We start from the raw sequence: 21,158 nt of genomic DNA on the forward strand, positions 1-21,158 counted from the left end.
GCGTGATCACCTTCGAGAACGTCACCAAGAAGTACCCCGACGGGACCACCGCGGTCGACGATCTCACCATGCATGTCGACAAGGGATCGTTCACGGTATTCGTGGGGCCCTCGGGCTGCGGCAAGACCACGTCGATGCGGATGATCAACCGGATGACCGACCTCACCTCGGGTGTCTTGACCGTCGACGGGGCCGATATCAGGACGGTCGATCCGGTCAAACTGCGGTTGGGCATTGGGTATGTGATCCAGAACGCCGGCCTCATGCCGCACCAGCGCGTCGTCGACAACGTGGCGACAGTGCCTGTGCTGCGCGGTGAATCCCGGCGCGCCGCACGCAAGGCCGCCCTCCAGGTATTGGAACGGGTGGGGCTCGATCCGAAGTTGGCCACCAGGTACCCCGCGCAGCTCTCCGGAGGTCAACAACAACGCGTCGGTGTGGCACGTGCTCTCGCAGCCGACCCGCCCATCCTCCTGATGGACGAACCATTCAGTGCCGTCGACCCGAATGTGCGCGATGACCTGCAAGCCGAGATGCAGCGCCTACAGGCCGAGCTCAACAAGACGATCGTCTTCGTCACCCACGATATCGACGAGGCCGTCAAACTCGGAGACAAGGTGGCGGTCTTCGGGCCTGGTGGGGTCTTACAGCAATACGACGATCCCGAGCGGGTGTTGTCCAATCCGGCAAGCGATTTCGTCGCCGGTTTCATCGGGCGTGATCGGGGCTACCGAAGTTTGCAGTTCCGCGGAGCGGGCGAGGTGCCGTTACACGAGATCAGGCTGATCGGCGAAGCGGATGTACCTACTGTGATCATCGCCCCGGGCGACTGGGTGCTTGTCTGTAATCCTGACGGCACACCATTCGGATGGATGGACGACTTCGGAGCGAATGTCTACCGCTCAGGGAAGTCGTTGTACGACAGCGTGATCGCGGGAGGTTCGTTGTTCGGGCCGGACGGAACTCTGCGGCAGGCCCTCGATGCCGCGTTGTCCTCACCGTCCGGGCTGGGCGTCGCCACCGACGAGGACGGGCGCGTGCGCGGCGGTGTGCGTGGTGATGACGTCCTGATGGCGCTGGATCGACAACGCCGCACCGGGAAGCGGTGAGATGCATTATCTCTTCACCCATCTCAATGACGCCTGGCTGCTGTCGCTGATCCATCTCCGGCTGTCGCTGGTGCCCATTCTCATTGGACTCGCGATCGCGGTTCCGTGTGGTGCGCTGATTCACCGGTATCGGACCGCGCGGCGGGTGACGACGGTGATCGCCAGCATCGTGTTCACCATCCCTTCACTGGCGTTGTTCGTGGCGTTACCGCTCATCATTCCCACTCGGATTCTCGACGAGGCCAATGTGATGGTGGCCCTGACGCTCTACACCACTGCGCTTCTCATTCGTGCGGTACCCGAGGCGCTCGATGCCATTGCTCCGCAGGTGCGCGACGCCGCTACCGCGGTGGGATACCGGCCGTTGGCCCGTCTCATTCGGGTCGAGCTGCCCTTATCCATACCCGTATTGGTAGCGGGATTGAGAGTCGTTGCCGTGACCAATATTTCAATGGTGTCGGTGGGCTCGGTGATCGGCATCGGCGGCCTGGGTACCTGGTTCACCGAGGGCTACCAGGCCAACAAGAGCAGTCAGATCGTCGCCGGGATCGTCGCCATCTTCTTGTTGGCCGTCGTCGTGGATTCACTCCTGGTGCTTCTCGGTCGTGCTGCCACGCCGTGGGCCAGAGCAACGAAAGCCGTTGGTGCATCATGAACTTTCTCTCCGAGGCACTCGGTTACATGTTCACCGCGTCCAACTGGACGGGCAATAGCGGTCTGGGCGTGCGGATCGGTGAGCACCTCCAGTACACCGCGATCGCCCTCCTGGCCGCGGTCGTTATCGCGGTGCCGATCGGTCTCATCATCGGTCACACCGGTCGCGGCACGTTTCTGGTGGTCAGTGCGGTGAACGCATTGCGGGCGCTCCCGACGCTCGGTGTGTTGCTGCTGGGCGTGCTGCTGTGGGGTCTGGGCCTGGTTCCGCCGACCATCGCGTTGCTGCTGTTGGGTGTGCCGCCGCTGCTGGCGGGGACATACTCCGGTATCGCGAACGTGGATCGCACGGTCGTGGAGGCGGCCCGCGCCATGGGGATGACCGAACGCCAAGTGCTGTTCGGCGTCGAGGTACCCAACGCGTTGCCGCTCATCCTGTCTGGACTGCGGACGGCGACCCTGCAGATCGTCGCGACCGCGACCGTCGCCGCCTATGCCAGCCTCGGCGGGCTCGGCCGGTACCTCATCGACGGCATCAAGGTCCGGCAGTTCCACTTGGCGTTGGTGGGCGCCATCATGGTGACCGCGCTGGCTCTGCTGCTCGATGCGATCCTGGCCTTCGCGGTGTGGTTGTCGGCTCCAGGCAGCGGGCGGCTGCGATTGGTACCGCGCGATGTCCCGGACGACTCAGGGCCGGGGGACGCCGGCGTAGAGAGGCAGGTCGAACCATGTCGGCACGCCGTGGCACAACCCTGACGGCCCACGCAGCGCCACCTCGCCGGATCGCAGCACGTCCGACCACGCGGAGTCGCCGCGCCATACCCGGGTCAGGCTCCGCAACTGTGCCGTCACACCCACATTCACGTCGAATCCGGGGTCGGCATCGCACAGATCGGCCGCCTCGGGCGTGACGACCAGCCACCAGTGCCGCTTATCGGCCGCGACGTCGCCGAAACTGAAATGCAGCACGGTGCGGCCCTCGGGGACGGCGCTGCCGATGACGTGGCGTCGCATATCCCAGAGCAGCAGCTTGGGGTCCAGATCCTCATCCCCGATCTCGCCGATCCACCGGATTCCCCACTGGCTCAACATCTCGACCACCGGCCGTAGCTCCTGGCCCGCGTCTGTGGGTATGTAGCGGTTTTCGTGGCGCTCGGCGATGCCGGCGCGCACCAGTCGGTCCAGCCTCTTGGACAGCAAGGTCGGAGACATTCGCGGCACGCCGCGCCTGATGTCGTTGAAATGCTCACTGCCGAGAAGCAATTCACGCACGATCAGCAGCGTCCAGCGTTCGTCGAGCAGCTCCATCGCCTTCGCGACGGGGCAGAATTGGTAGTACGACGCACCCATGTGTGAACGGTAGGCCTCCGAACTCGCGGTGACCAGTCCCGGTACAGATCTTGTACTAGCCGGTGGCCCTACGGTGTCGCTAGCGTCTGTGTATATGAACACTGAAACAGCCCAAAGAGTTTCGTTATGGGCGCTGGGCGACTATCCCGCGGTGGCGTCCGAGGTGATTGCGCCGTTGGGCCCGGTGCTTGTCGTAGAGTCCGGCATCGCCCCCGGAGTTCGGGTGTTGGATGTAGCGGCCGGATCCGGGAATGTGGCGATCCCCGCGGCGGGCACCGGCGCGCATGTGGTGGCCTCCGATCTCACTCCCGAACTGCTGGAGGCAGGTCGCGCGACGGCGGCGCGGGCCGGTGTGAAATTGGATTGGCAGGTAGCCGATGCGCAAGCGCTTCCTTTTGGTGACAACGACTTCGATGTCGTGGTGTCCTGCGTCGGGGTGATGTTCGCTCCGCGTCATCAGGACAGCGCCGACGAACTGGTCCGAGTCTGTCGGCCGGGGGGAACGATCGGCCTGATCAACTGGACGCCGCAGGGATTCATCGGCCAGATGTTCGCGACCATGAGGCCGTTCGCGGCCGCCCCGGCGCCCGGCGCGCAGCCGCCGCCGTTGTGGGGTGACCCGGCTCATGTACGGGAGCTCCTCGCCGACCGGGCCATCGAGGTCACGGTGAAGCGGCGGATGCTTACGGTGGACCGGTTCGCCACCGCCGAGGAGTTCCGCGACTTCTTCAAGGCCTGTTACGGGCCGACGATCGCCGTCTACGCCAGGATCGCGAAGGAGGCGAGCCGAACCGCCGAACTCGACGATGCGCTTGTGGAGCTGGCCCGTCGACACGATCGCGGTGACGGACGGCTGGTGATGGACTGGGAATACCTGCTGTACATCGCGCACAAACGGGGGTGATCCGGGCCGCGACGGGGCAATTTGCGCGGTCGCCTACGGTAGACGGGTGAGTAACCCCAGCTCGACCGACACGGCGACTGGGCCCGCGGTCCTGACCTGGCGCGCCCATGACGGGTCGCGTATGGAATCCACCCGGGTCCAACTATCGGGCCGACGCATCCGCGCACACGGCCGCTTCGTGGCCGGTGCGTCCGACGCACACCCCGCGTTCAGCGCCTCATATGACCTGGTGACCGACGAGACCGGCTCCACCAATCGGTTGTCCCTGTCCACCACGGTCGCGGAGCGGGAACGGCAGCTGTCGATTGCCCGGGACGAAGAGGGCATGTGGACCGTGCAGAACCACGAGGGTGCGAAGCGCGCCACCTTCGACGGAGCGCTGGACGTCGACGTGGTGTTCAGCCCCTTCTTCAATGCGCTTCCGATCCGGCGAACCGGCCTCTACCAGCGGGAAGGCAGCGCGGTACTGCCGGTTGTCTACGTGACGCTGCCGGATCTAGTCGTCAGCCCCGCCACCATCAGCTACCGCAACGACGGTAAGGGCATCAAGGTGGTTTCGCCGGTCGCCGACACCACCGTCATCGTCGATGACGAGGGATTCTTGCTGGAGTACCCCGGACTCGCCGTCCGGATCTAAGGCACGATCCGCAGCACGCCGCCCTGCCGGCCCGCCTCGGCCAGGTGCTCGCGCCAATCAGCGTCCGCCCGGCTGATACCGGTGATGTCGAACCGTTCGTGTGCCTCATACCGCCCTCGCGCGGCGTGGCCGGCCTCTACCAGCAGCTCTACCGAGCTCTCCGCGTTCAAGGTGTTCCACGTCGCCGCCAGCAGCGCCATTGCCTCTTCCAGGGCGGGCAGCACACCGTGCGGATTGGATTCGCACATGGCGCGCACCAGCGACGGATCGGTGGCGGCGACGCGGGTGCCGTCCCGGAACGATCCTGCGGCCAACGAGTACGCCAAGGGAACCCCGTCCGCGGTGATGGCGAGGGCCTCGGCGAGCAGATGCGGTAGGTGCGAGATGGCCGCTGCCGCCGCGTCATGCTCCTCGGAACGTGCCGGGACCACGACGGAACCGCAGTCCAGGGCAAGCCGCGTGACCTGTGCGAATACCTGCGGATCGACGCGCTCGTCGACGCTGACCACCCAGGTCGCATCGCGGAAAAGCCGTGCGTCGCCGGCACTCCAGCCGGAGTCCGTCGTCCCCGCCATGGGGTGGCCGCCGACGAATCGTTGCGCCAGGCCGTGCCGGGACACCTCTTGTTGGACAGCGGCTTTCACACTGGTGACATCGGTGAGAGGGCATTCCGGCGCTAGTTCCGCGATGCGCGTAAGGAGCGCCGACAGGGCAGGTACCGGCACCGCGAGCACGATGAGCGCCTGGGCGTTGCGAGCACGTCGGAGCGCCAGATCCAGATCGGCAGTGGCGTCAAAACCCGCCGCTCGCGCGGCGTCGACACCCTCGGCAGAACGGTTGTATCCCCAGACATGCCGGCCCGCGGCGGCGGCCGCCCGGACCAGGGAACCACCGATGAGCCCGAGGCCAAGTACGCAGATCGGGGGGTGTTGGTGGTCGTGTTCGGCGGCGTTCACCCCATCAGGTTGGCATAGGTCACCAAAGTTGTGCGATGAGCCGCACGCGCGAAGAGCCTCAGGACTGTGGTCACAACCCAGGTTGGGGCACTACCGTATTGCCCATGGACGCACAGCGCGCAAAGGCCGTAGGGCCCAATACCGAAAGCCTGGAGGGCTTCGGTGTGGCCGTCGTGCGCGAAGAAGGCCACTGGCGGGTGACATCGTTGAATGCCGCGGCGCTCACCGATTTGGCGGCAGCCGAAACCGAGCTACGTGAACTACGCAGCGCCGGTGCGGTCTTCGGACTGCTGGATGTGGACGAGGAATTCTTCATCATCATTCGTCCGGCACCCTCGGGAACACACCTCCTGATCTCCGATGCCACTGCGGCCATTGATTACGACATCGCTGTCGAGGTGCTCGACAGGCTGAATGTTCCTGTCCCGGAGCTCGATTCCGATGAGCTCGACGATGTCGATCCGTGGGAGGAAGGCGAACTGGGCCTGCTCTCCGATATCGGGCTGCCTGAACCGGTGCTCAGCGTGATCCTCAGCGAGACCGACCTCTACCCCGATGAGCAGCTCGGCATGATCGCCGCCCGGATGGGCTTCGCCGACGAACTCGGAGCGGTGCTCGACAAGCTGGATCGGTGACGTTCCTAGACGATGAGGCGCTGATTCGCGCCGCACTGGCGGCCGCCGGGGAGGCCGGTGCCGACGATGTCCCGATCGGTGCGGTGATCTACGCCGCCGACGGAACCGAATTGGCTCGGGCTGCTAATGCGCGTGAACGCCTTGGTGATCCGACGGCGCATGCGGAAATTCTGGCGCTACGGCAGGCCGCCGCGAAACATGGCGACGGCTGGCGGTTGGAGGGTGCGACGCTGGCGGTGACCGTCGAGCCGTGCACCATGTGCGCCGGGGCATTGGTGCTGGCTCGGGTCGGCCGGGTGGTGTTCGGGGCGTGGGAGCCCAAGACAGGGGCAGTGGGATCGCTGTGGGATGTGGTGCGGGACCGTCGGCAAGCGCATCGCCCGGAGGTGCGCGGTGGCGTGCTGGCGCAGGAATGCGCGGCGCTGCTCGAGGAATTCTTCGCCACCAAGCGGTAGGTGGCCCGCCCGGTGCGCGCTGGGTCGGGGGGTCGCGGCGCGCACCGGACGGGCCGGTTCGGGGAGGGTTTAGTGGCCCCAGTTGTTGCCAGGTCCGTGGTCGGGTCCACGATCAGGACCGCGGTCGGGCCCACGGTCTGGTCCGCGATCAGGGCCACGGTCGGGCCCACGGTTGTCACCCGGGCCGGGGCCGTTGTCGCGCCAGCGGCCGTCGTCACCGCGCCAATCACCGGGGCGATCGCGGTCGAGGATCCCGTCCGCGTGGCATTCGCCCCAGTTCATGTTGAAGCCCCAGATCGGGTCCCAGAACTCGCCGGGACACCAGTGGTAGGTGGGGGCCGGAAGCTCCGGGGCCGGGGCGGCATTGGCGGTCGCTGCGAGGCCTAAACCGCCGGCAGCGATGGCCGCGGAAGCGGCAATTCCTAGAAGAAGTTTCATGTCAGGGTCTCCAATTTCTGTCGTGCCAATCTCGGTCTTGGTCATGCCAATCGCGGTGATCGTCGCCGCGCCAGTCGCGGTCATGGCGATCTCCGTCGCGGTCGCGATGCCAGTCGTCGTGGCAATCGCCTCCTTCCCAGTTGAAACCCCAGATCGGGTTCCAGAACTCGCCCGGGCACCAGTGATAGCTAGGGGCGGGAATGGCCGGTGCCGGGGCCGCATTCGCGGTCGTTGCTAAGCCAAGTCCGCCTGCCGCGATGGCCGCGGCTGCTGCGATTCCAACGAGAACTTTCACAACCACGATGGAAGGCCATCTAGCTGGGAACCGTGGCCCCGATTTCGTACAAGCAGCTGGGAATCACCTGCCAGCCATGCGGATCCGTGCATGTGAGTGGTCCGTTGCTAACGCTGGAGTGGCTTACGCCGATAACCAATGCTCGCCTGCGCGGTTGGGCGCGATTCGGGTATTCCGGGGTGCGGCCTGTAGTCTCTTCGGCGGTGGCGTGTCCGAGCGGCCTAAGGAGCACGCCTCGAAAGCGTGTGACGGGTAACCCCCGTCCGAGGGTTCAAATCCCTCCGCCACCGCCAAAACTCCCTAAGCGTTTACGCAGGTGGGAGTGCTCATGTCCTGGGACGCCCGCGGCGTAGCCCAGATTGCCACCCACCTGTAGCAGGTTTTCGGAAGCGTCCGGCCCGCACTGCGGTCACGATGATGCCGATCCGAAAATCGAGCGAGGGAGTGGCAGTGCGGGATGTGGCATTGATTCTTGTCGGCGTATTCATGCTGGGTATGGGGGTGTACGCGCTGGCCATGCCCGCGGCACTCGTCCGGCCGTTCGGTATTGCCATCGAGAGCGCGGTCAGCCGCTCGGAGATCCGGGCTGTGTACGGCGGGTTTGGACTGGCCATGGCGGGTCTGCTGTTCTGGACGGCCACCGGGGATGACCAGCTTCGCAATGGTGCGGCACTGACCGTCGGCGTGGCTCTTGGTGGAATGGCGGCGGGCAGGCTGCTTTCCCGGATCCTGGACGAGGGCACATCCTTCTATCCGATCTGGTTCTACTTCTTGGTCGAGGTTGCTGCGGCCGCCCTTGTCATTGGCGTCGTCGTGTGATGATGAGGTTCGTGACGATCGAGGATGTGGAGTCCTCCCACCGTCAGGTGTGGTTGTGGCCCGGGTACGCCGCGTATTTTGGTCCGTCATTTCACTTGGACACCCATTCGACTCCGGTGCACTGTTTTGCCCTTGGTGTCGATGCACCGTTCACCGTCGAGATCCCGGGTGGCGCTTCGGCATTGGCGCGCAGTGCGCTCATCCCGGCACGTACCGTGCATCGAATCCGTTCCGGGCCGGGGCGAATGCTGTTCTACTATCTCGATCCCAGCTCGACTCGCGTTGGCAGTGTGGATGCCGCGATGGCCGGACGTTCGGAACCCATCGCCACCGGCCACCGTGGCGAGGTCGTGCTATGCGACTATCTGTCGGGTGCGGGCCCCGTCGATCCCGCCGAACTGCGGCGAATCATTGTGGGGGACAACGATGCCGAAAGTATTGACCCGCGGATCCGGCTGACCATGGATCGTATGCTGGCCGCTCCCGCGGAGTCGATGTCCGCGGCCGATACGGCTGCCGAGCTGGGTCTGTCCACGTCGCGTTTTCTGCATTTGTTCACCGGTAATGCCGGGACGAGTTTTCGCCGCTACCGATTGTGGACGAGATTGTTGTATGTAGGCACGGCGGTCTCGCGAGGTGACGACTTCACCACCGCGGCCGTCGATGCGGGCTTCGCGTCGCCGAGCCATTTCAGTGACACCTTTCGGGTCATGTTCGGGCTGACCGCCTCGTCCGTTCTGTCGCAGAACAGTGAGATCACCACCCTCAGCGCGTAATGCCTAGTGCCGGGTGTGCAGCCTTTCGTTGAGCAGGTGCAGGGATCGTGCGGTGCTATCCGTCACGATGCGTAGCAGCACCCTCTCTGATTGATCGTGGATATCGACCCCATCGAGATGTGTGGTGAGAACAGTCGTGCCGCCGTCCGTGGCAGCGAGACCGTGGCTGATGGTCCACCGGGCGGGATCGCCCTCGCGCACCGCGCCCACGAATTCGACCGCGAGCAGCCTTCCTGGGTCCGCGGCGACCACGGTGCAGTCGCCGGTGCCGAGTAGGCGGGTGCCCATGATGGCCGGATGGGTGATGCGGTACTGACAACCGACTTCCGGACGGAACCCGTTGGTCTGCAGCGACCACAGATCGGGATCGACCATGACCTGCCAGATCAGCGTGGGTGTGTAGGCAAAAGACCGCTCGAACAAGATCATTTCGGCGCCCTCACCCGAGCAGCCTAGACGCGGGCGAACTGCAACCCTCAGTCCCGCCGGAGTGTGAAGAAGTACGGCTGGTCCATATCGCGCAGATCCATGATGCCCAGCAGGGTGGCGTCGTCGACCTTCCGGAAGTGGTCGATAATCGCCTTGTGGTCGTAGACCATGGCCGCGCTGACGATGCCGCGGTACTCGATATTGCGCAGCCGCGCGCGGTGCTTATTGGTTCTGATCAGCGGTTTGAGTGCGGAAAGCGCGGTCGGGGACGTCCGCTTGACCATCGGGGACTCGGTCAGTCCGCTGATCCGGCCCGCCAGGCCCATCGGGGCCAGCATTGGGTCGACGGCGAAGATATCGCCGCCGCCATCGCTGAACAGCAGTGGATGCACATGGTTCAGGTCGTCGAACTGCTTGCCGTACCAGCCCGAGACAGTGAGAATCCCGTCCATCGAATGCCCGGTCGGCACCTCGCCCCCATGCCAGCGTTGGCCGATCAGATCCTCTGCCCGCACGGGCTCCAGGTTGTCGAAGAAGGCCAAGGCCTCCTGGGTGGTCGTGCCATGCTCCAGCGCGAGAAGATCCGACGTCGATGTCATGACCCGAGCCTACGACCGATGGTCACGACGCGCCCAGGCAAAATGTCCTCTGATGACCGACTCCTATTTCACAATCGACGCCACCTTGCCCGGAACCGCGGGCCGGGCTGGAGTCATCCATACCCCGCACGGTGACATCAAGACGCCGGCCTTTATCGCCGTCGGAACCAAGGCCACCGTCAAGGCGGTGTTGCCGGAAACCATGGCCGCGCTGGGTGCCCAGGCGGTCCTTGCCAACGCCTATCACCTGTACCTGCAGCCCGGTCCCGATATCGTCGACGCGGCCGGAGGACTGGGTGCGTTCATGAACTGGCCCGGCCCGACATTCACCGACAGCGGCGGGTTCCAGGTGCTCTCTCTCGGCTCGGGGGCGCGCAAGGTCATGGCGATGGATGTTGACCGGGCCCGCGCCGATGGCGTCGTCATTCCCGGGAAAGACAAGCTCGCACACGTCGACGACGAGGGTGTCACCTTCACCTCGCACCTCGACGGGTCCACACACCGGTTCACCCCTGAGGTGTCCATGCAGATCCAGCATCAGCTGGGCGCCGACATTATCTTCGCCTTCGATGAGCTCACCACCCTGATCAATACTCGCGAGTACCAAGAGGATTCGGTGCAGCGCACCCACGAGTGGGCGCAGCGCTGCCTGGATGAGCACGAGAAACTGACCCGTGAGCGCGCCGACAAGCCCTATCAGGCGTTGTTCGGCGTGGTGCAGGGTGCACAGTACGAAGACCTGCGTCGCCAGGCCGCGCGCGGCCTGGAATCCCTTGTTAACGGCGCGGATCGGGGCTTTGACGGCTATGGGATCGGTGGTGCGCTGGAGAAACAGAACCTCGGCGCCATCGTCGGCTGGGTGACATCCGAGCTGCCCGAAAACAAACCGCGCCACCTACTGGGGATCAGCGAGCCCGACGACTTGTTCGCCGCGGTGGCCGCAGGGGCGGACACATTCGATTGCGTGTCCCCGTCGCGGGTCGCGCGTAACGCCGCCGTCTATACCCGCGACGGCCGGGTGAACATCACCGGTGCGAAGTACCGCCGGGACTTCACCCCCATCGATGCCGAATGTGACTGCTACACCTGCACTCACTACACGCGGGCCTATCTGCACCACTTGTTCAAGGCCAAGGAGATGCTGGCATCCACCTTGGCCACCATCCACAACGAACGATTCACCATCGGACTGGTGGATCGCATCCGCGCCGGCATCGTCGACGGCACCTTTGACGCGCTGCGTGAGGAGACGCTGGGCCGCTACTACTGCTGAGTCCGTGCCTCAGGCGGATCTCAGCATCCGGGCGCACACTGGGCACATGCCTACTACGACCGACCCGGGCACCCTGCTACTTCAGGTGCTCGATCCGGCGAATCGCGCAGATCCGTACCCCGTGTACCGGCAGCTGTGCGAGCAGACACAGACTGGACCGGTGCAGCCGCGCACCGCCGTGAGCGTGCTGGCCACCTTCGCGGACTGCAATGCCGTGCTGCGTCACCCGCAGGCCTCCTCGGATCGGCGCAAGTCCAATCTCGTCCAGCAGCAGCTCGCCAAGTACCCGAACCTGGCGTTGGGTAAGCCCTCGTTCCTCGGGCTGGACGCCCCCGATCACACTCGGCTGCGCAAGCTCGCGTCAAAGGCATTTGCGCCCAGGGTCATCAATGCGATGGCGACTGATGTCCAGTCCCTTGTCGACGGTCTGCTGGACGATATCGCCGAGCGCGGCAGCTTCAACCTGGTCTCGGACTTCGCCTATCCGCTACCCGTGGCGGTGATCTGCCGGATGTTGGGCGTGCCGCTGGAAGACGAGCCCGAATTCGGCCGCGCCTCAGCACTTCTCGGGCAGTCTTTGGACCCGGTCTTCGCGCTCACCGGGCAGGCCGCCGAGAACATGGACGAGCGCATCAAAGCAAGCCGCTGGATGTGGGACTACTTCATCGATCTCATCGCGGCCCGTCGGCGCAACCTCGGTGACGATCTGCTGTCCGCGCTGATTCAGGTGGAGGAAGCCGGTGATCAGCTCACCGAAGACGAGATCATCTCCACCTGCACCCTGCTGCTCATCGCCGGGCACGAGACCACTGTCAACCTGATGGCCAACGCGTCGTTGGCCATGTTGCGTGCGCCCAAGCAGTGGAAATTGTTGGGACAGAACGCCGATCGTGCGCCACTGGTCATCGAGGAAACACTGCGTTATGACCCACCTGTGCATATGGTGGCCCGTGTTGCCGATGGAGACATGACCATTCGCGACTTCACGTTGCCCAGCGGCGAGTGGATGTTGCTGATGCTCGCTGCCGCGCAACGTGATCCGGAGGTCGGCCCCGACCTCGACGTCTTCAACCCGGATCGTGCCGAGATCAAGCACCTGGCCTTTGGGCATGGGCCGCACTTCTGCCTGGGCGCGCCGCTCGCGCGACTGGAGGCCAAGCTGGCGCTGAGCTCGATCACGGCGCGGTTCCCCGAGGCGTGCCTGACCGGTGAGCCCACCTACAAACCGAATGTCACGCTGCGCGGGCTCGCCGACCTGCCGGTGAGTATCGGATAGCTACAGCGGTTCGAGGATGCGATGCAGGAACTGTTTCGTGCGTTCCTGCCGGGGCGCACCGATCACTTCGCTCGGCGGACCCTTCTCCAGCACTACACCGCCGTCGGTGAAGAGCACCTGGTCGGCCACCTGCTGGGCGAACCGGATCTCGTGCGTCACGATCACCATGGTCCAGCCTTGGGTGGCCAGGTCCTTGATCACCGCCAGTACCTCGCCGACTAGCTCCGGGTCGAGCGCGGAGGTTGGCTCGTCGAACAACATCAGTTTGGGTTTGATTGCCAGCGCCCGCGCAATGCCGACCCGCTGCTGTTGCCCGCCGGAAAGTTGGTAGGGGTACTGGTCCTGTTTGCCGTCTAACCCGACGCTTCTCAGCAGCTCCAGGGCATCGGCTCGCGCTTCATCGACCGGGCGTCGTTGCACAATCACCGGACCCTCGATGACGTTCTGCAGCACTGTCTTATGAGGAAAGAGATTGTGCCCCTGGAACACCATGCCACTCTGGGCGCGGAACCGATAGAACTCAGCCTCGGGTATATCGACCGAAAAGTCCACCCGCACATCACCGATGGTGATTTCGCCGGCGTCCGGGCGTTCCAGCGCGTTCAGTGAGCGCAGCACCGTGGTCTTTCCCGAGCCCGACGGCCCGATGATGACCGTCACTGAACCAGTGGGCACCTCAAAGGAGACGCCCTTGAGAACCTGGTTGCTGCCAAAGGATTTGGTCACACCAGCGACGGTTACCAGAGTGTCGGTCATTTGGCCACATACCTTTCCAGCCGCTTCTCCAGTCTGTTCTGTCCCGCCGACAATGCCAGGCAGACAATCCAGTAGTACGCCGCCGCAGTTCCATACATCGCGAAGAACTTGAAGGTCGGTGCGGCCACAATCTGCGCTGTCCGGAACAGTTCGGTCACCAAAATCGTCGAGGCCAAGGACGTGTCCTTCACCAGGGAAATCAATGTGTTGGACAGCGGCGGTACCGCGACCCGGCTGGCCTGCGGCAAGATGATGCGCCGCAATGTGGTCGGATATTTCATACCGATGGTCTGTGCTGCCTCCCATTGGCCCTTGGGGATACTGGCGATGGCCGATCGGATCACCTCTGCCGCATAGCCGCCCACGTTGAGGCTGAACGCGATCACCGCTGCCGGGAACGCGTCGATTTTGATCCCCGCCTCGGGTAGCGCGAAGAAGATCAGGAATAGCTGCACCAGCAGTGGGGTGCCGCGGATGATCGAGATGTAGCACCGGGCGGCCCCGGACAGCACACGGTTCGGCGATAGTCGTGCCAGTGCCACACCGAGTGCTATCACGAGTCCGATCACGAAGCTGATCGCTGCCAGCGGAATCGTGATGGTGATGGTGGCCTTGGCCAGCGGCCAAAGGTTGTCCAGGATCAGCCGCGTGGTCGATGGCGCGGGAGCGCTGCCACTGGCGTTGGTCTTCAGATACTTTTCGGAGATCTTGGCCAGCGTGCCGTCGGCGCCCAGCTCGTCGAGGGCGCGGTTGAGTTCTGGCAGTAGTCCACTGCCCTTGCGCGCCGCAAATGTCTGCTCGCTGCGCTGCCCGGTCTTGGCCGCGATCTTGACCGAGGTGTTTTCCTTGCTCGCCAGGTAGGCATAGACAGCGATGCTGTCGTTGATGGTTGCGTCGATACGGCCCTGGTCGAGCAGTGTGATGGCCGGTGTAAAGCCATCCACCGCTTCTACTTTGGCCCCGGCTTGCCGGGCCACTGCGGCCCAGTTGCTGGTCATCGATTGGGCGGCAGTCTTACCGGACAGATCCTTCAATGAGGTGATGGAATCATCAGTGGCGCGGGTGACGATGACGCCCTCGCCAACCGCGTAGGGCTTGGACAGGTCGTAGATGGCTTGGCGTTCGGGGGATGCGGTGACCTGATTGGCAACCACATCGATCCGGCCTGCCTCCAACGCGGGAAAGAGCGAATCCCATGGCATCTCAACGAATTCAATGTGAATTCCGAGTTTGTCGCCCACCGCCCGCGCCACGTCGACGTCGTAGCCGGAAAGGGTGCCGCCGGCTTTTCCGTCGTGGAAACTGAACGGCGCGTATGTCCCTTCGGTGCCGACGCGCAACACCCGCGTCGAGGAATTCCGGTCCGATCCTCCCTCCGCACCTTGACCGCACGCCAATGTAACCAGGGCAATAAGCATGCCCAGTACCAACGCCACTCGTTTACGGCGCAACAGTTATCCCCTCGAAGGCAGTGGGCGGCAGGCTAACATGTCGGGTGGCTGTACCGGCCGCTTCGGATCAATCCGAGTAAATCCATGGCTCGCGGGGCAGCCGCAGTGCATCGAATTGCCGCATCAGATCGGCAGCGTCGGCGGCCCGGTATCCCAGGGATTCGCAGATTAACCGGAATGCGCGGTCCGCACCCAGGTCGGCGATGGTCACGGCACCATCGCGTTTGGCCAGCCGCACACGTGCCGTGTTGAGCGCCAGCGGGACATGGGCATACGTCGGCACCGGATAACCCAGCAGTTCCGCCAGATAAGCCTGCCGGGGCGCGGAAGTCAGCAGATCGTCGCCGCGGACCACCTGGTCGATGCCCTGTGCGTTGTCGTCGATCACCACCGCGACGTTGTAGGCGACCACGCCATCGCCGCGGCGCACGACGAAATCATCGACCAGGGCTGTGTATTCACCACGCAGCACGTCAACCACGGTGCGCGGAGAGTTCTCGGTGCGCAGCCGCAATGCGGGCGGACGTTCGGCGCGGCCTAACCGGAACCGTGCGCGCTCCGTCTCCGACAGGTCGCGGCAGGTGCCCGGATAGGCGCCGGGCGGGGAGTGTGGCGCCGTCGGTGCCTGGGCGATATCTTTTCTGCTGCAATAGCATTCGTATATCGTGCCGCGAGACTCCAGCGATGAGATCACTTCGTCGTAGGCAGTGGTCCGAGCGGACTGCCACACCACGGGTTCATCCCACTCGAGCCCGATCGCGGCGAGGTCGGCCAGCTGGCGTGCTGCCACCGAGGTGCTGGTGCGCGTATCCAGATCCTCCACGCGCATGAGGAACCTCCGCCCGGTCGACCGCGCGAGCAGCCACGCCAACAGGGCCGTGCGCAGATTCCCTATGTGCAGGTCACCCGACGGGCTCGGCGCAAATCGCCCGGCACCCGTCACACCAGACCCGGCACAATATCGTTGAGGTTGAAGGTGATTGGTCGTTCGAGCTGTTCGTAGGTGCAGGAACGCGGATCGCGGTCCGGGCGCCAGCGGTTGAATTGCGCGGTGTGACGGAAGCGCACGCCTTCCATGTGGTCGTAGCGGACTTCCACCACCCGCTCGGGGCGCAGCGCAACGAAGGACAGGTCCTTACCGGAATTCCAACGCGAACCCGCGTTCTTCTGTGGTGTGCGTTCACCGGCTTCGTGGGCCGCCCAGTTCCAGGGGTGATCCTCGAGGGGGGTGACGAGCGGTTGCAGTTCCTGGAACAGGCGCTTGCGCTCGGCCATCGGGAACGCGCCGATCACACCGACCGAAGCCAGCGCCCCGTCGTCCTGATACAGACCCAGCAGCAATGATCCGATGGCGTCGTCACCGGACTTGTGGACCCGATACCCCGCCACCACGCAGTCGGCGGTCCGTTCGGGTTTGATCTTGAACATCACGCGCTTGTCGGGCTGATAGGCGATAGCCAAGGGTTTTGCGATGAGCCCGTCGGTACCGGCACCCTCGAACTCCTCGAACCAGCGTTGCGCGAGGGTCTGGTCGGTGGTCGCGGGCGTGAGATGAATCGACGTGCCGGCGGGGGACAGGGCCTCGGTCAGTGCGGCCCGCCGCTCGCTGAATGGCCGTGCGGTGTAATCCTCGTCGCCGAGTGCGAGCAGGTCGAAGGCGATGAACGAGGCGGGTGTCTGCTCCGCCAGCAGCCGCACCCGTGAATCCGCGGGGTGAATCCGCTGTTGGAGGGCCTCGAAATCCAGTCCGTCCTCGGTAGCGATCACGATCTCCCCGTCGATAACGCACCGCTCGGGTAACTCAGCCAGCGCGGCGATAACCAGCTCGGGGAAGTATCGGGTCAGCGGTTTCTCGTTACGACTGCCCAGTTCCACCTCGTCGCCGTCACGAAAGACGATCGACCTGAACCCATCCCATTTGGGCTCGTAGGACGCGTCAGCGGGGATGGCTGCCACCGGCTTGGCGAGCATGGGGGACACAGGTGGCATGACGGGGAGGTCCATTGGCCCATTCTGACGGGCGGGCTCTGACAGACTGACTGCAATGCCTACACCCGCCGAGGAATTAGATGTAGACGGCGTCGCCGTCCGCCTGAGCAACCCCGACAGGATCTACTTTCCGCAGCTTGGTGCCGATGGCGGCACCAAACGCCACCTCGCCGAGTACTACCGCACGGTGGCTGTGGGTCTTCGCGCAAGCGGCTCATCCGCGGCTGCCGGACCCATGATGAACGCGCTGCGGGACCGGCCCACGCACCTGCAACGATTCCCCGACGGCATCGATGGCGAGGAGATCTACCAAAAGCGGCTGCCCAAGCACTATCCCGATTACTTGGACACCTGCGAGGTGACTTTCCCGTCCGGCCGCACCGCCGAGGTCCTGCGGGTCACCGCACCCGCCGCGATCGTGTGGGCCGCGCAGATGGGCACGGTCACGCTGCATCCCTGGCAGGTGCGGTACCCCGACCTGGAACACCCCGACGAGCTGCGTATCGATTTGGACCCGCAGCCGGGGACCGGTTTCGATGAGGCCAAGTCGGTGGCACTCGATGTGCTGCGCCCGCTGCTCGACGAACTGGGGTTCGTCGCCTACCCGAAAACCTCGGGGGGCCGCGGTATCCACATCTATCTGCGTATCGAGACTCGCTGGGATTTCATCGAGGTACGCAGGGCCGGTATCGCGCTGGCCCGCGAGGTGGAACGCCGCGCGCCGAAACAGGTGACCACGTCGTGGTGGAAGGAAGAACGCGGCGAGCGCATCTTCATCGACTTCAACCAGAATGCGCGTGACCGCACTATGGCATCGGCCTACTCGGTGCGACGCACACCCATCGCGACGGTTTCCACGCCGTTGACGTGGGACGAGCTCGTCGACGCCGAACCCGATGACTTCACCATCGCGACCGTGCCCGAGCTGCTCCGGAAGCGTCCAGATCCTATGGCGGAGATGGACGGTGCACCGCAATCGATCGAGCCGCTTCTTGAGCTGGTAGCGCGGGATGAGGCGAACGGACTGGGCGATATGCCCTATCCGCCCAACTACCCGAAGATGCCGGGAGAACCGAAACGCGTTCAGCCATCCCGGGATACCGATAGGAAGCAGTAGTGACAGTCCGCAGTATGTCGTCGCGGACGGCGAGTGTGTTCTTGGCGGTGGGTATCGTCGCGGTTCTGGTTCAGCATTGGCTGGTACCGCTGGATGCCCCGAATAGCTTCGGATTGTTCAGCAATGGTGGCGATCTGATGACCTACCGATTCGGTGGTCTGCGGATTCTGCACCGCGAGCTGTTGTATGCCACGGAGATTCCGGACGCGGGGTGGTTCACCTACACGCCGTTCGCCGCGTTACTGTTCGCCCCGCTGGGGTTCGTATCGCTGGGAACAGCGAAGGTGCTCTGGTTCGTGATGAACATGGGGGCGCTGTTCGCCATCATCTGGCGGTGCTGGCGGGTTCTCGGATATGCGGCCGATAGCCGCCTGGCCGTCGCATGCGCTGGAATGACCTTGTTGGCCTTGGATATTCAGCCTGTCCATGGAACGCTGTGGCAGGGGCAGGTCAATCTCGTGCTGGCCGCGCTGATCATTTGGGATCTCACCCGCCCCGATGGCGCCCGGTGGCGTGGTTGGTCGGTGGGCGTCGCATCGGGCGTCAAGCTCACCGCCATCATCTTCCTTCCCTACCTATTGGTTTCCCGTCAGTGGCGGGCCGCGGTGGCTTCGATAGCAACGGCCATCGGTACCGTGGCACTGGGATGGATTGTGCTGCCCTCGGATTCGTCCGACTACTGGTTGAGTGCCGTCCGTACCACCGATCACATAGGGTCGCTGGATCATCCGGGCAACGCGTCAATTGGTGGAGCATTATCGAATCTCTATGCGCCGCAACCCATGCCGACATGGCTGTGGGTTCTGCTCGCGGGTGTGGCCGCGCTGCTGGGAATGGCGGCCGCGTGGCGCGCTCACCGCGCGGGTCGGGAGCTGCTGGCGGTCGCCGTCGTCGGCATGGTCGGCTGCGTGGTCTCCCCGTTGGCGTGGGGCCATCACTGGGTGTGGACGGTGCCACTCATGGTGCTGTTGGTCAACCAGATTCTGACGACTCGCGGTGTGCACCGGTGGCAGTGGGCCGCGGTGACGGCCGTGATCGGCGTGGTGGTGTTCATGTGGCAATACGTGCTGCTCTACATCCGGGCAATGCGGATAGACCCCAATTTTCAGTCCTACATCACCGGTTGGGATGCCGTCATCGCGCATATGTCCAAGGCCGAGCGGGCCTTCGACTGTGCAGCCTTGCCGTTGCTGTTCCTTGTGGTGGCGATATGGGTACTCACGACGAAATCTCTGATACCCGAATCGGATACCGGTACCGTGCAGGAATGAAACGTTGGGCGGCGACCTGTGCCGTCGCGCTTTTCGCGGTCGGTGGCTGCTCGTCATGGGACCAAGCTGAGTCCACCCCAACGTCGTACATGCCGCAAAAGACCGGAGTGTCACCGATCCGCTATGACTCCGAGCCGCTGGAGCAGCGTTTCCCGAAGTTACCGAAACCGGTGACCGGTGAATGGGTGCAGGGATTTTTCAGCGACTCGCCCCTGCCCGGGCCAAACACCACGTATTGGATGGACGCGATCATCGAAATGCCGCCCCAGCAGTTGGCTGCGTACGTGGCGCCCTTCCGCTCGGGCATGGTGCTTGCGATCAGACCGCGTCTGTGGAAAACGCTCGACTCCGGTGTGCCGTCCGCGCAATTCGAACGCAGCGACGAGCTCGACCGGATGCTGTCCACCAATACCGAGAAGGGTGGTTGGGCGGTCAAGGCCTTTGTGCCCAAGGACGGGTCGGTACTGGTCCTGTCTACGCAGGGGAAGGACCCGGCCTAGGACTTGCGGGTGCGACGGTTCCGTAGGCCGCGCGACGGTTCCTCGGTCTCGACAGTCTCTTCGGTGGAGTCGTCGGCAGTCTGTGCTGCCTCTGTCTCGCCGGGTTCCTCGGCTGCGATCTCGTCGGCCGGTGTCTCGTCTGCTTCGGTCTCGTCTGTCTCGGTCTGGTCGCTAAGCTCCACGACCTTGGTGGCCTTCTTCTTGACCGGGCGGGGCTTGCGTTCCTTCTCGGGGAGCTCGGCCACCAACGCCAGGTGGTACGCCGCGAAAGCCAGGAGTCCGATCGCCGCGGCGGCGCCGTACACCCCGAACTCCCAAACGCCGAACCGGTCCAAGTCCAGCCAGATCTCGGCCACCGCCGTGCCGACGATCAGGGCGCCCGCCAGGAAATGGCCGCTGAACGAGGCTGCGCGCAGCGTGAGCGCCAGCTGAGGCGTCGCGAACTCGGGTTGTCTGGTCCGCCGCCAGGAGATGAGGGCCGGGATACCCGCAGCCGCGAGCAGCGTGCCCGTGACGATTCTTAATCCCGTACCCAGCGTGTGGCTGGTGGCGCCGTCCAGTTCGGGCCAGCGGGGCAGCACGAAGAGGAAAAAGAGCAGTCCCGCGATCAAGGAGAGAGCGGCATGGCTGCTGGTCAGAACGATGGTCGCCGTCCGGCGTCCGGCAGCCATTGCCCTCCTTGATGCGGTCTTGCGTGGCGGAGGATAGGGGATTTGAACCCCTGAGGGCTATTAACCCAACCCGCGTTCCAGGCGAGCGCCATAGGCCACTAGGCGAATCCTCCGTCGGTCATGGTAGCGGACTGTCCTGAGTGCTGATCGCCACCACTGCCTTGACCGGCCCCGATGCACGTCGTAGGCCTGCACGGCTATCAGCCGCGGGGCGGATACGGGTACGGGTACTGCGGAGGCCCGGGGTACTGCGGCGGCTGTCTGCGGCGTGACGCGGTGACTACCAAGACGATGAGTCCGGCAGCGGCGAGACTTACGCCGACGATCGGGCCCGCGATGGTCACCGACTTGGCGGCGGTGCTGGCCCGAGGGCCGACGCCGTAGTACATATCCGGTGAGCCCGCGCAGCTGATGGTGTAGTCGCCGGCGTCCTGCGCGGTGACCACGTAGAGGGCGCTCCATTGGTTGATGGACAGGCTGCCGCTGTATCGGCTGATCGCCGCATCTCGATTTTCGTCATCGCGAGCGACGCATCGTGTGCGTCCGGCCACCGATACACCGCTCTTGACATCGGCGATATAGATGATCTGTGAGGTACCCGCCTCGAAAGGCACTGTGGCTGAACCATTCCCCTCGAATTGGGAGGTCGGTCCCTGCATCATCGCGATCATCCCCGTGATGAACAGCGCAATACCGCCGATCACACCGACGGCGATCAATGCGGCGCCGATGCCGTACCAGTAGCCAGGAAGAGGCCGTCGCGGTGTCGGCATGCTCATGCGGGGGAGCTTACGAGGT

Annotated in this window: 26 protein-coding genes and 2 tRNA genes; 15 read left to right on the top strand and 13 right to left on the bottom strand. The window is 64.4% G+C overall.

The genetic code is table 11. From position 1 onward, the window contains the following. Positions 1 to 2 precede the first annotated feature (2 nt). Genes MLB1_RS14540 through MLB1_RS14550 form a run of 3 tightly spaced genes read left to right on the top strand, consistent with a single transcriptional unit; the run spans position 3 to position 2,519 of the window. Positions 3 to 1,109 carry an ABC transporter ATP-binding protein gene (locus MLB1_RS14540; protein WP_180750550.1) on the top strand — a complete coding sequence of 369 codons (1,107 nt, stop codon included), beginning with the start codon at positions 3 to 5 and terminating at the stop codon, positions 1,107 to 1,109. A gap of 1 nt (position 1,110) precedes the next feature. Next, complete coding sequence (locus MLB1_RS14545) at positions 1,111 to 1,764, top strand: ABC transporter permease (RefSeq protein ID WP_180750551.1); 654 nt, start codon at positions 1,111 to 1,113, stop codon at positions 1,762 to 1,764. Next, on the top strand, positions 1,761 to 2,519 hold the full coding sequence (locus tag MLB1_RS14550) for an ABC transporter permease subunit (RefSeq protein ID WP_255485953.1): 759 nt from the start codon (positions 1,761 to 1,763) through the stop codon (positions 2,517 to 2,519). The genes MLB1_RS14545 and MLB1_RS14550 overlap by 4 nt, the downstream gene beginning before the upstream one ends. Here the strand turns inward: MLB1_RS14550 and MLB1_RS14555 are convergent. Next, positions 2,451 to 3,113, bottom strand: a complete 663-nt coding sequence (locus tag MLB1_RS14555) for a helix-turn-helix domain-containing protein (protein ID WP_180750552.1) — start codon at positions 3,111 to 3,113, stop codon at positions 2,451 to 2,453. The two genes, MLB1_RS14550 and MLB1_RS14555, sit on opposite strands and share 69 nt — an antisense overlap. Positions 3,114 to 3,207: 94 nt before the next feature. Here MLB1_RS14555 and MLB1_RS14560 point away from each other — a divergent pair, with 94 nt between their 5' ends. Then, complete coding sequence (locus MLB1_RS14560; RefSeq protein ID WP_180750553.1) at positions 3,208 to 4,017, top strand: class I SAM-dependent methyltransferase; 810 nt, start codon at positions 3,208 to 3,210, stop codon at positions 4,015 to 4,017. 46 nt (positions 4,018 to 4,063) lie between these two features. Further along, positions 4,064 to 4,654, top strand: coding sequence for a putative glycolipid-binding domain-containing protein (locus tag MLB1_RS14565; protein ID WP_180750554.1), 591 nt, complete (start codon positions 4,064 to 4,066; stop codon positions 4,652 to 4,654). Here MLB1_RS14565 and MLB1_RS14570 read toward each other — a convergent pair. Then, entirely contained in the window at positions 4,651 to 5,610 is a 960-nt protein-coding gene (locus tag MLB1_RS14570; RefSeq protein WP_180750555.1) for a prephenate dehydrogenase, read from the bottom strand. The genes MLB1_RS14565 and MLB1_RS14570 overlap by 4 nt on opposite strands. Positions 5,611 to 5,714: 104 nt before the next feature. Here MLB1_RS14570 and MLB1_RS14575 point away from each other — a divergent pair, with 104 nt between their 5' ends. Continuing rightward, complete coding sequence (locus MLB1_RS14575; RefSeq protein ID WP_180750556.1) at positions 5,715 to 6,245, top strand: tRNA adenosine deaminase-associated protein; 531 nt, start codon at positions 5,715 to 5,717, stop codon at positions 6,243 to 6,245. Further along, complete coding sequence (locus MLB1_RS14580; RefSeq protein ID WP_180750557.1) at positions 6,242 to 6,700, top strand: nucleoside deaminase; 459 nt, start codon at positions 6,242 to 6,244, stop codon at positions 6,698 to 6,700. Before MLB1_RS14575 ends, MLB1_RS14580 begins: the two co-directional genes overlap by 4 nt. Positions 6,701 to 6,769: 69 nt before the next feature. Here the strand turns inward: MLB1_RS14580 and MLB1_RS14585 are convergent, their stop codons facing one another. Both MLB1_RS14585 and MLB1_RS14590 read right to left on the bottom strand, forming a co-directional pair. Continuing rightward, entirely contained in the window at positions 6,770 to 7,138 is a 369-nt protein-coding gene (locus MLB1_RS14585; RefSeq protein WP_180750558.1) for a hypothetical protein, read from the bottom strand. Position 7,139: 1 nt separating this feature from the next. Then, positions 7,140 to 7,433, bottom strand: coding sequence for a hypothetical protein (locus tag MLB1_RS14590; protein ID WP_180750559.1), 294 nt, complete (start codon positions 7,431 to 7,433; stop codon positions 7,140 to 7,142). Positions 7,434 to 7,635: 202 nt separating this feature from the next. Here MLB1_RS14590 and MLB1_RS14595 point away from each other — a divergent pair. The 3 genes from MLB1_RS14595 (at position 7,636) to MLB1_RS24275 (ending at position 9,028) form a co-directional block, all read left to right on the top strand. Continuing rightward, positions 7,636 to 7,726, top strand: a tRNA-Ser gene (locus MLB1_RS14595). A 157-nt stretch (positions 7,727 to 7,883) separates the two neighbouring features. Further along, a complete protein-coding gene (locus tag MLB1_RS14600; protein ID WP_180750560.1) occupies positions 7,884 to 8,252 on the top strand; it encodes a DUF4345 domain-containing protein in 369 nt (122 codons plus the stop codon). 11 nt (positions 8,253 to 8,263) lie between these two features. Continuing rightward, a complete protein-coding gene (locus MLB1_RS24275; RefSeq protein ID WP_180750561.1) occupies positions 8,264 to 9,028 on the top strand; it encodes an AraC family transcriptional regulator in 765 nt (254 codons plus the stop codon). A gap of 3 nt (positions 9,029 to 9,031) precedes the next feature. Here MLB1_RS24275 and MLB1_RS14610 read toward each other — a convergent pair whose 3' ends face one another. Together MLB1_RS14610 and MLB1_RS14615 are read right to left on the bottom strand one after the other, a co-directional pair. Then, positions 9,032 to 9,457: an SRPBCC domain-containing protein gene (locus MLB1_RS14610; RefSeq protein WP_255485954.1), complete on the bottom strand. Its 426-nt coding sequence runs from the start codon at positions 9,455 to 9,457 to the stop codon at positions 9,032 to 9,034. A 47-nt stretch (positions 9,458 to 9,504) separates the two neighbouring features. Continuing rightward, a complete protein-coding gene (locus tag MLB1_RS14615) occupies positions 9,505 to 10,056 on the bottom strand; it encodes a DUF4334 domain-containing protein (protein ID WP_180750562.1) in 552 nt (183 codons plus the stop codon). A gap of 52 nt (positions 10,057 to 10,108) precedes the next feature. Here MLB1_RS14615 and tgt point away from each other — a divergent pair, with 52 nt between their 5' ends. Both tgt and MLB1_RS14625 read left to right on the top strand, forming a co-directional pair. Continuing rightward, positions 10,109 to 11,329, top strand: coding sequence for a tRNA guanosine(34) transglycosylase Tgt (tgt, locus tag MLB1_RS14620; RefSeq protein WP_180750563.1), 1,221 nt, complete (start codon positions 10,109 to 10,111; stop codon positions 11,327 to 11,329). Between the two features lie 46 nt (positions 11,330 to 11,375). Further along, positions 11,376 to 12,605, top strand: coding sequence for a cytochrome P450 (locus MLB1_RS14625; RefSeq protein ID WP_180750564.1), 1,230 nt, complete (start codon positions 11,376 to 11,378; stop codon positions 12,603 to 12,605). Here MLB1_RS14625 and MLB1_RS14630 read toward each other — a convergent pair whose 3' ends face one another. From MLB1_RS14630 to MLB1_RS14645, 4 genes are all read right to left on the bottom strand, one after another. After that, entirely contained in the window at positions 12,606 to 13,361 is a 756-nt protein-coding gene (locus MLB1_RS14630) for an amino acid ABC transporter ATP-binding protein (RefSeq protein WP_305803601.1), read from the bottom strand. Further along, entirely contained in the window at positions 13,358 to 14,779 is a 1,422-nt protein-coding gene (locus MLB1_RS14635; protein WP_180750832.1) for an ABC transporter substrate-binding protein/permease, read from the bottom strand. Before MLB1_RS14635 ends, MLB1_RS14630 begins: the two co-directional genes overlap by 4 nt. A gap of 100 nt (positions 14,780 to 14,879) precedes the next feature. Continuing rightward, positions 14,880 to 15,755: a tRNA glutamyl-Q(34) synthetase GluQRS gene (gene gluQRS / locus MLB1_RS14640; RefSeq protein ID WP_180750565.1), complete on the bottom strand. Its 876-nt coding sequence runs from the start codon at positions 15,753 to 15,755 to the stop codon at positions 14,880 to 14,882. Continuing rightward, on the bottom strand, positions 15,752 to 16,816 hold the full coding sequence (locus tag MLB1_RS14645; protein WP_180750566.1) for an ATP-dependent DNA ligase: 1,065 nt from the start codon (positions 16,814 to 16,816) through the stop codon (positions 15,752 to 15,754). Before MLB1_RS14645 ends, gluQRS begins: the two co-directional genes overlap by 4 nt. Positions 16,817 to 16,856: 40 nt before the next feature. On the opposite strand from MLB1_RS14645, the gene MLB1_RS14650 reads away from it, so the two are divergent. From MLB1_RS14650 to MLB1_RS14660, 3 genes are read left to right on the top strand one after another with little or no spacing between them, the layout of a single operon-like run. Then, complete coding sequence (locus MLB1_RS14650) at positions 16,857 to 17,918, top strand: DNA polymerase domain-containing protein (protein WP_180750567.1); 1,062 nt, start codon at positions 16,857 to 16,859, stop codon at positions 17,916 to 17,918. After that, a complete protein-coding gene (locus MLB1_RS14655; protein WP_180750568.1) occupies positions 17,918 to 19,189 on the top strand; it encodes a glycosyltransferase 87 family protein in 1,272 nt (423 codons plus the stop codon). Before MLB1_RS14650 ends, MLB1_RS14655 begins: the two co-directional genes overlap by 1 nt. Further along, positions 19,186 to 19,689 carry a hypothetical protein gene (locus MLB1_RS14660; protein WP_180750569.1) on the top strand — a complete coding sequence of 168 codons (504 nt, stop codon included), beginning with the start codon at positions 19,186 to 19,188 and terminating at the stop codon, positions 19,687 to 19,689. Before MLB1_RS14655 ends, MLB1_RS14660 begins: the two co-directional genes overlap by 4 nt. Here the strand turns inward: MLB1_RS14660 and MLB1_RS14665 are convergent. From MLB1_RS14665 to MLB1_RS14675, 3 genes are all read right to left on the bottom strand, one after another. Further along, positions 19,686 to 20,360, bottom strand: coding sequence for a hypothetical protein (locus MLB1_RS14665; RefSeq protein WP_180750570.1), 675 nt, complete (start codon positions 20,358 to 20,360; stop codon positions 19,686 to 19,688). The genes MLB1_RS14660 and MLB1_RS14665 overlap by 4 nt on opposite strands. A gap of 24 nt (positions 20,361 to 20,384) precedes the next feature. Next, a tRNA-Ser gene (locus MLB1_RS14670) sits at positions 20,385 to 20,473 on the bottom strand. A gap of 87 nt (positions 20,474 to 20,560) precedes the next feature. Further along, positions 20,561 to 21,139, bottom strand: a complete 579-nt coding sequence (locus MLB1_RS14675; RefSeq protein WP_255485955.1) for a hypothetical protein — start codon at positions 21,137 to 21,139, stop codon at positions 20,561 to 20,563. Positions 21,140 to 21,158 lie beyond the last annotated feature (19 nt).

It is taken from the genome of Mycobacteroides sp. LB1, assembly GCF_013449725.1.
GTDB lineage: Bacteria > Actinomycetota > Actinomycetes > Mycobacteriales > Mycobacteriaceae > Mycobacterium.

Bases quoted from the DNA above. Each gene is read 5' to 3' on its own strand.
- MLB1_RS14545 (WP_180750551.1), top strand. From the start codon at position 1,111: ATGCATTATCTCTTCACCCATCTCAATGACGCCTGGCTGCTGTCGCTG.
- MLB1_RS14550 (WP_255485953.1), top strand. From the start codon at position 1,761: ATGAACTTTCTCTCCGAGGCACTCGGTTACATGTTCACCGCGTCCAAC.
- MLB1_RS14555 (WP_180750552.1), bottom strand. From the start codon at position 3,113: ATGGGTGCGTCGTACTACCAATTCTGCCCCGTCGCGAAGGCGATGGAG.
- MLB1_RS14560 (WP_180750553.1), top strand. From the start codon at position 3,208: ATGAACACTGAAACAGCCCAAAGAGTTTCGTTATGGGCGCTGGGCGAC.
- MLB1_RS14575 (WP_180750556.1), top strand. From the start codon at position 5,715: ATGGACGCACAGCGCGCAAAGGCCGTAGGGCCCAATACCGAAAGCCTG.
- MLB1_RS14585 (WP_180750558.1), bottom strand. From the start codon at position 7,138: ATGAAACTTCTTCTAGGAATTGCCGCTTCCGCGGCCATCGCTGCCGGC.
- MLB1_RS14610 (WP_255485954.1), bottom strand. From the start codon at position 9,457: ATGATCTTGTTCGAGCGGTCTTTTGCCTACACACCCACGCTGATCTGG.
- MLB1_RS14615 (WP_180750562.1), bottom strand. From the start codon at position 10,056: ATGACATCGACGTCGGATCTTCTCGCGCTGGAGCATGGCACGACCACC.
- tgt (WP_180750563.1), top strand. From the start codon at position 10,109: ATGACCGACTCCTATTTCACAATCGACGCCACCTTGCCCGGAACCGCG.
- MLB1_RS14625 (WP_180750564.1), top strand. From the start codon at position 11,376: ATGCCTACTACGACCGACCCGGGCACCCTGCTACTTCAGGTGCTCGAT.
- MLB1_RS14630 (WP_305803601.1), bottom strand. From the start codon at position 13,361: ATGACCGACACTCTGGTAACCGTCGCTGGTGTGACCAAATCCTTTGGC.
- MLB1_RS14635 (WP_180750832.1), bottom strand. From the start codon at position 14,779: ATGCTTATTGCCCTGGTTACATTGGCGTGCGGTCAAGGTGCGGAGGGA.
- MLB1_RS14645 (WP_180750566.1), bottom strand. From the start codon at position 16,816: ATGGACCTCCCCGTCATGCCACCTGTGTCCCCCATGCTCGCCAAGCCG.
- MLB1_RS14650 (WP_180750567.1), top strand. From the start codon at position 16,857: ATGCCTACACCCGCCGAGGAATTAGATGTAGACGGCGTCGCCGTCCGC.
- MLB1_RS14660 (WP_180750569.1), top strand. From the start codon at position 19,186: ATGAAACGTTGGGCGGCGACCTGTGCCGTCGCGCTTTTCGCGGTCGGT.
- MLB1_RS14665 (WP_180750570.1), bottom strand. From the start codon at position 20,360: ATGGCTGCCGGACGCCGGACGGCGACCATCGTTCTGACCAGCAGCCAT.
- MLB1_RS14675 (WP_255485955.1), bottom strand. From the start codon at position 21,139: ATGAGCATGCCGACACCGCGACGGCCTCTTCCTGGCTACTGGTACGGC.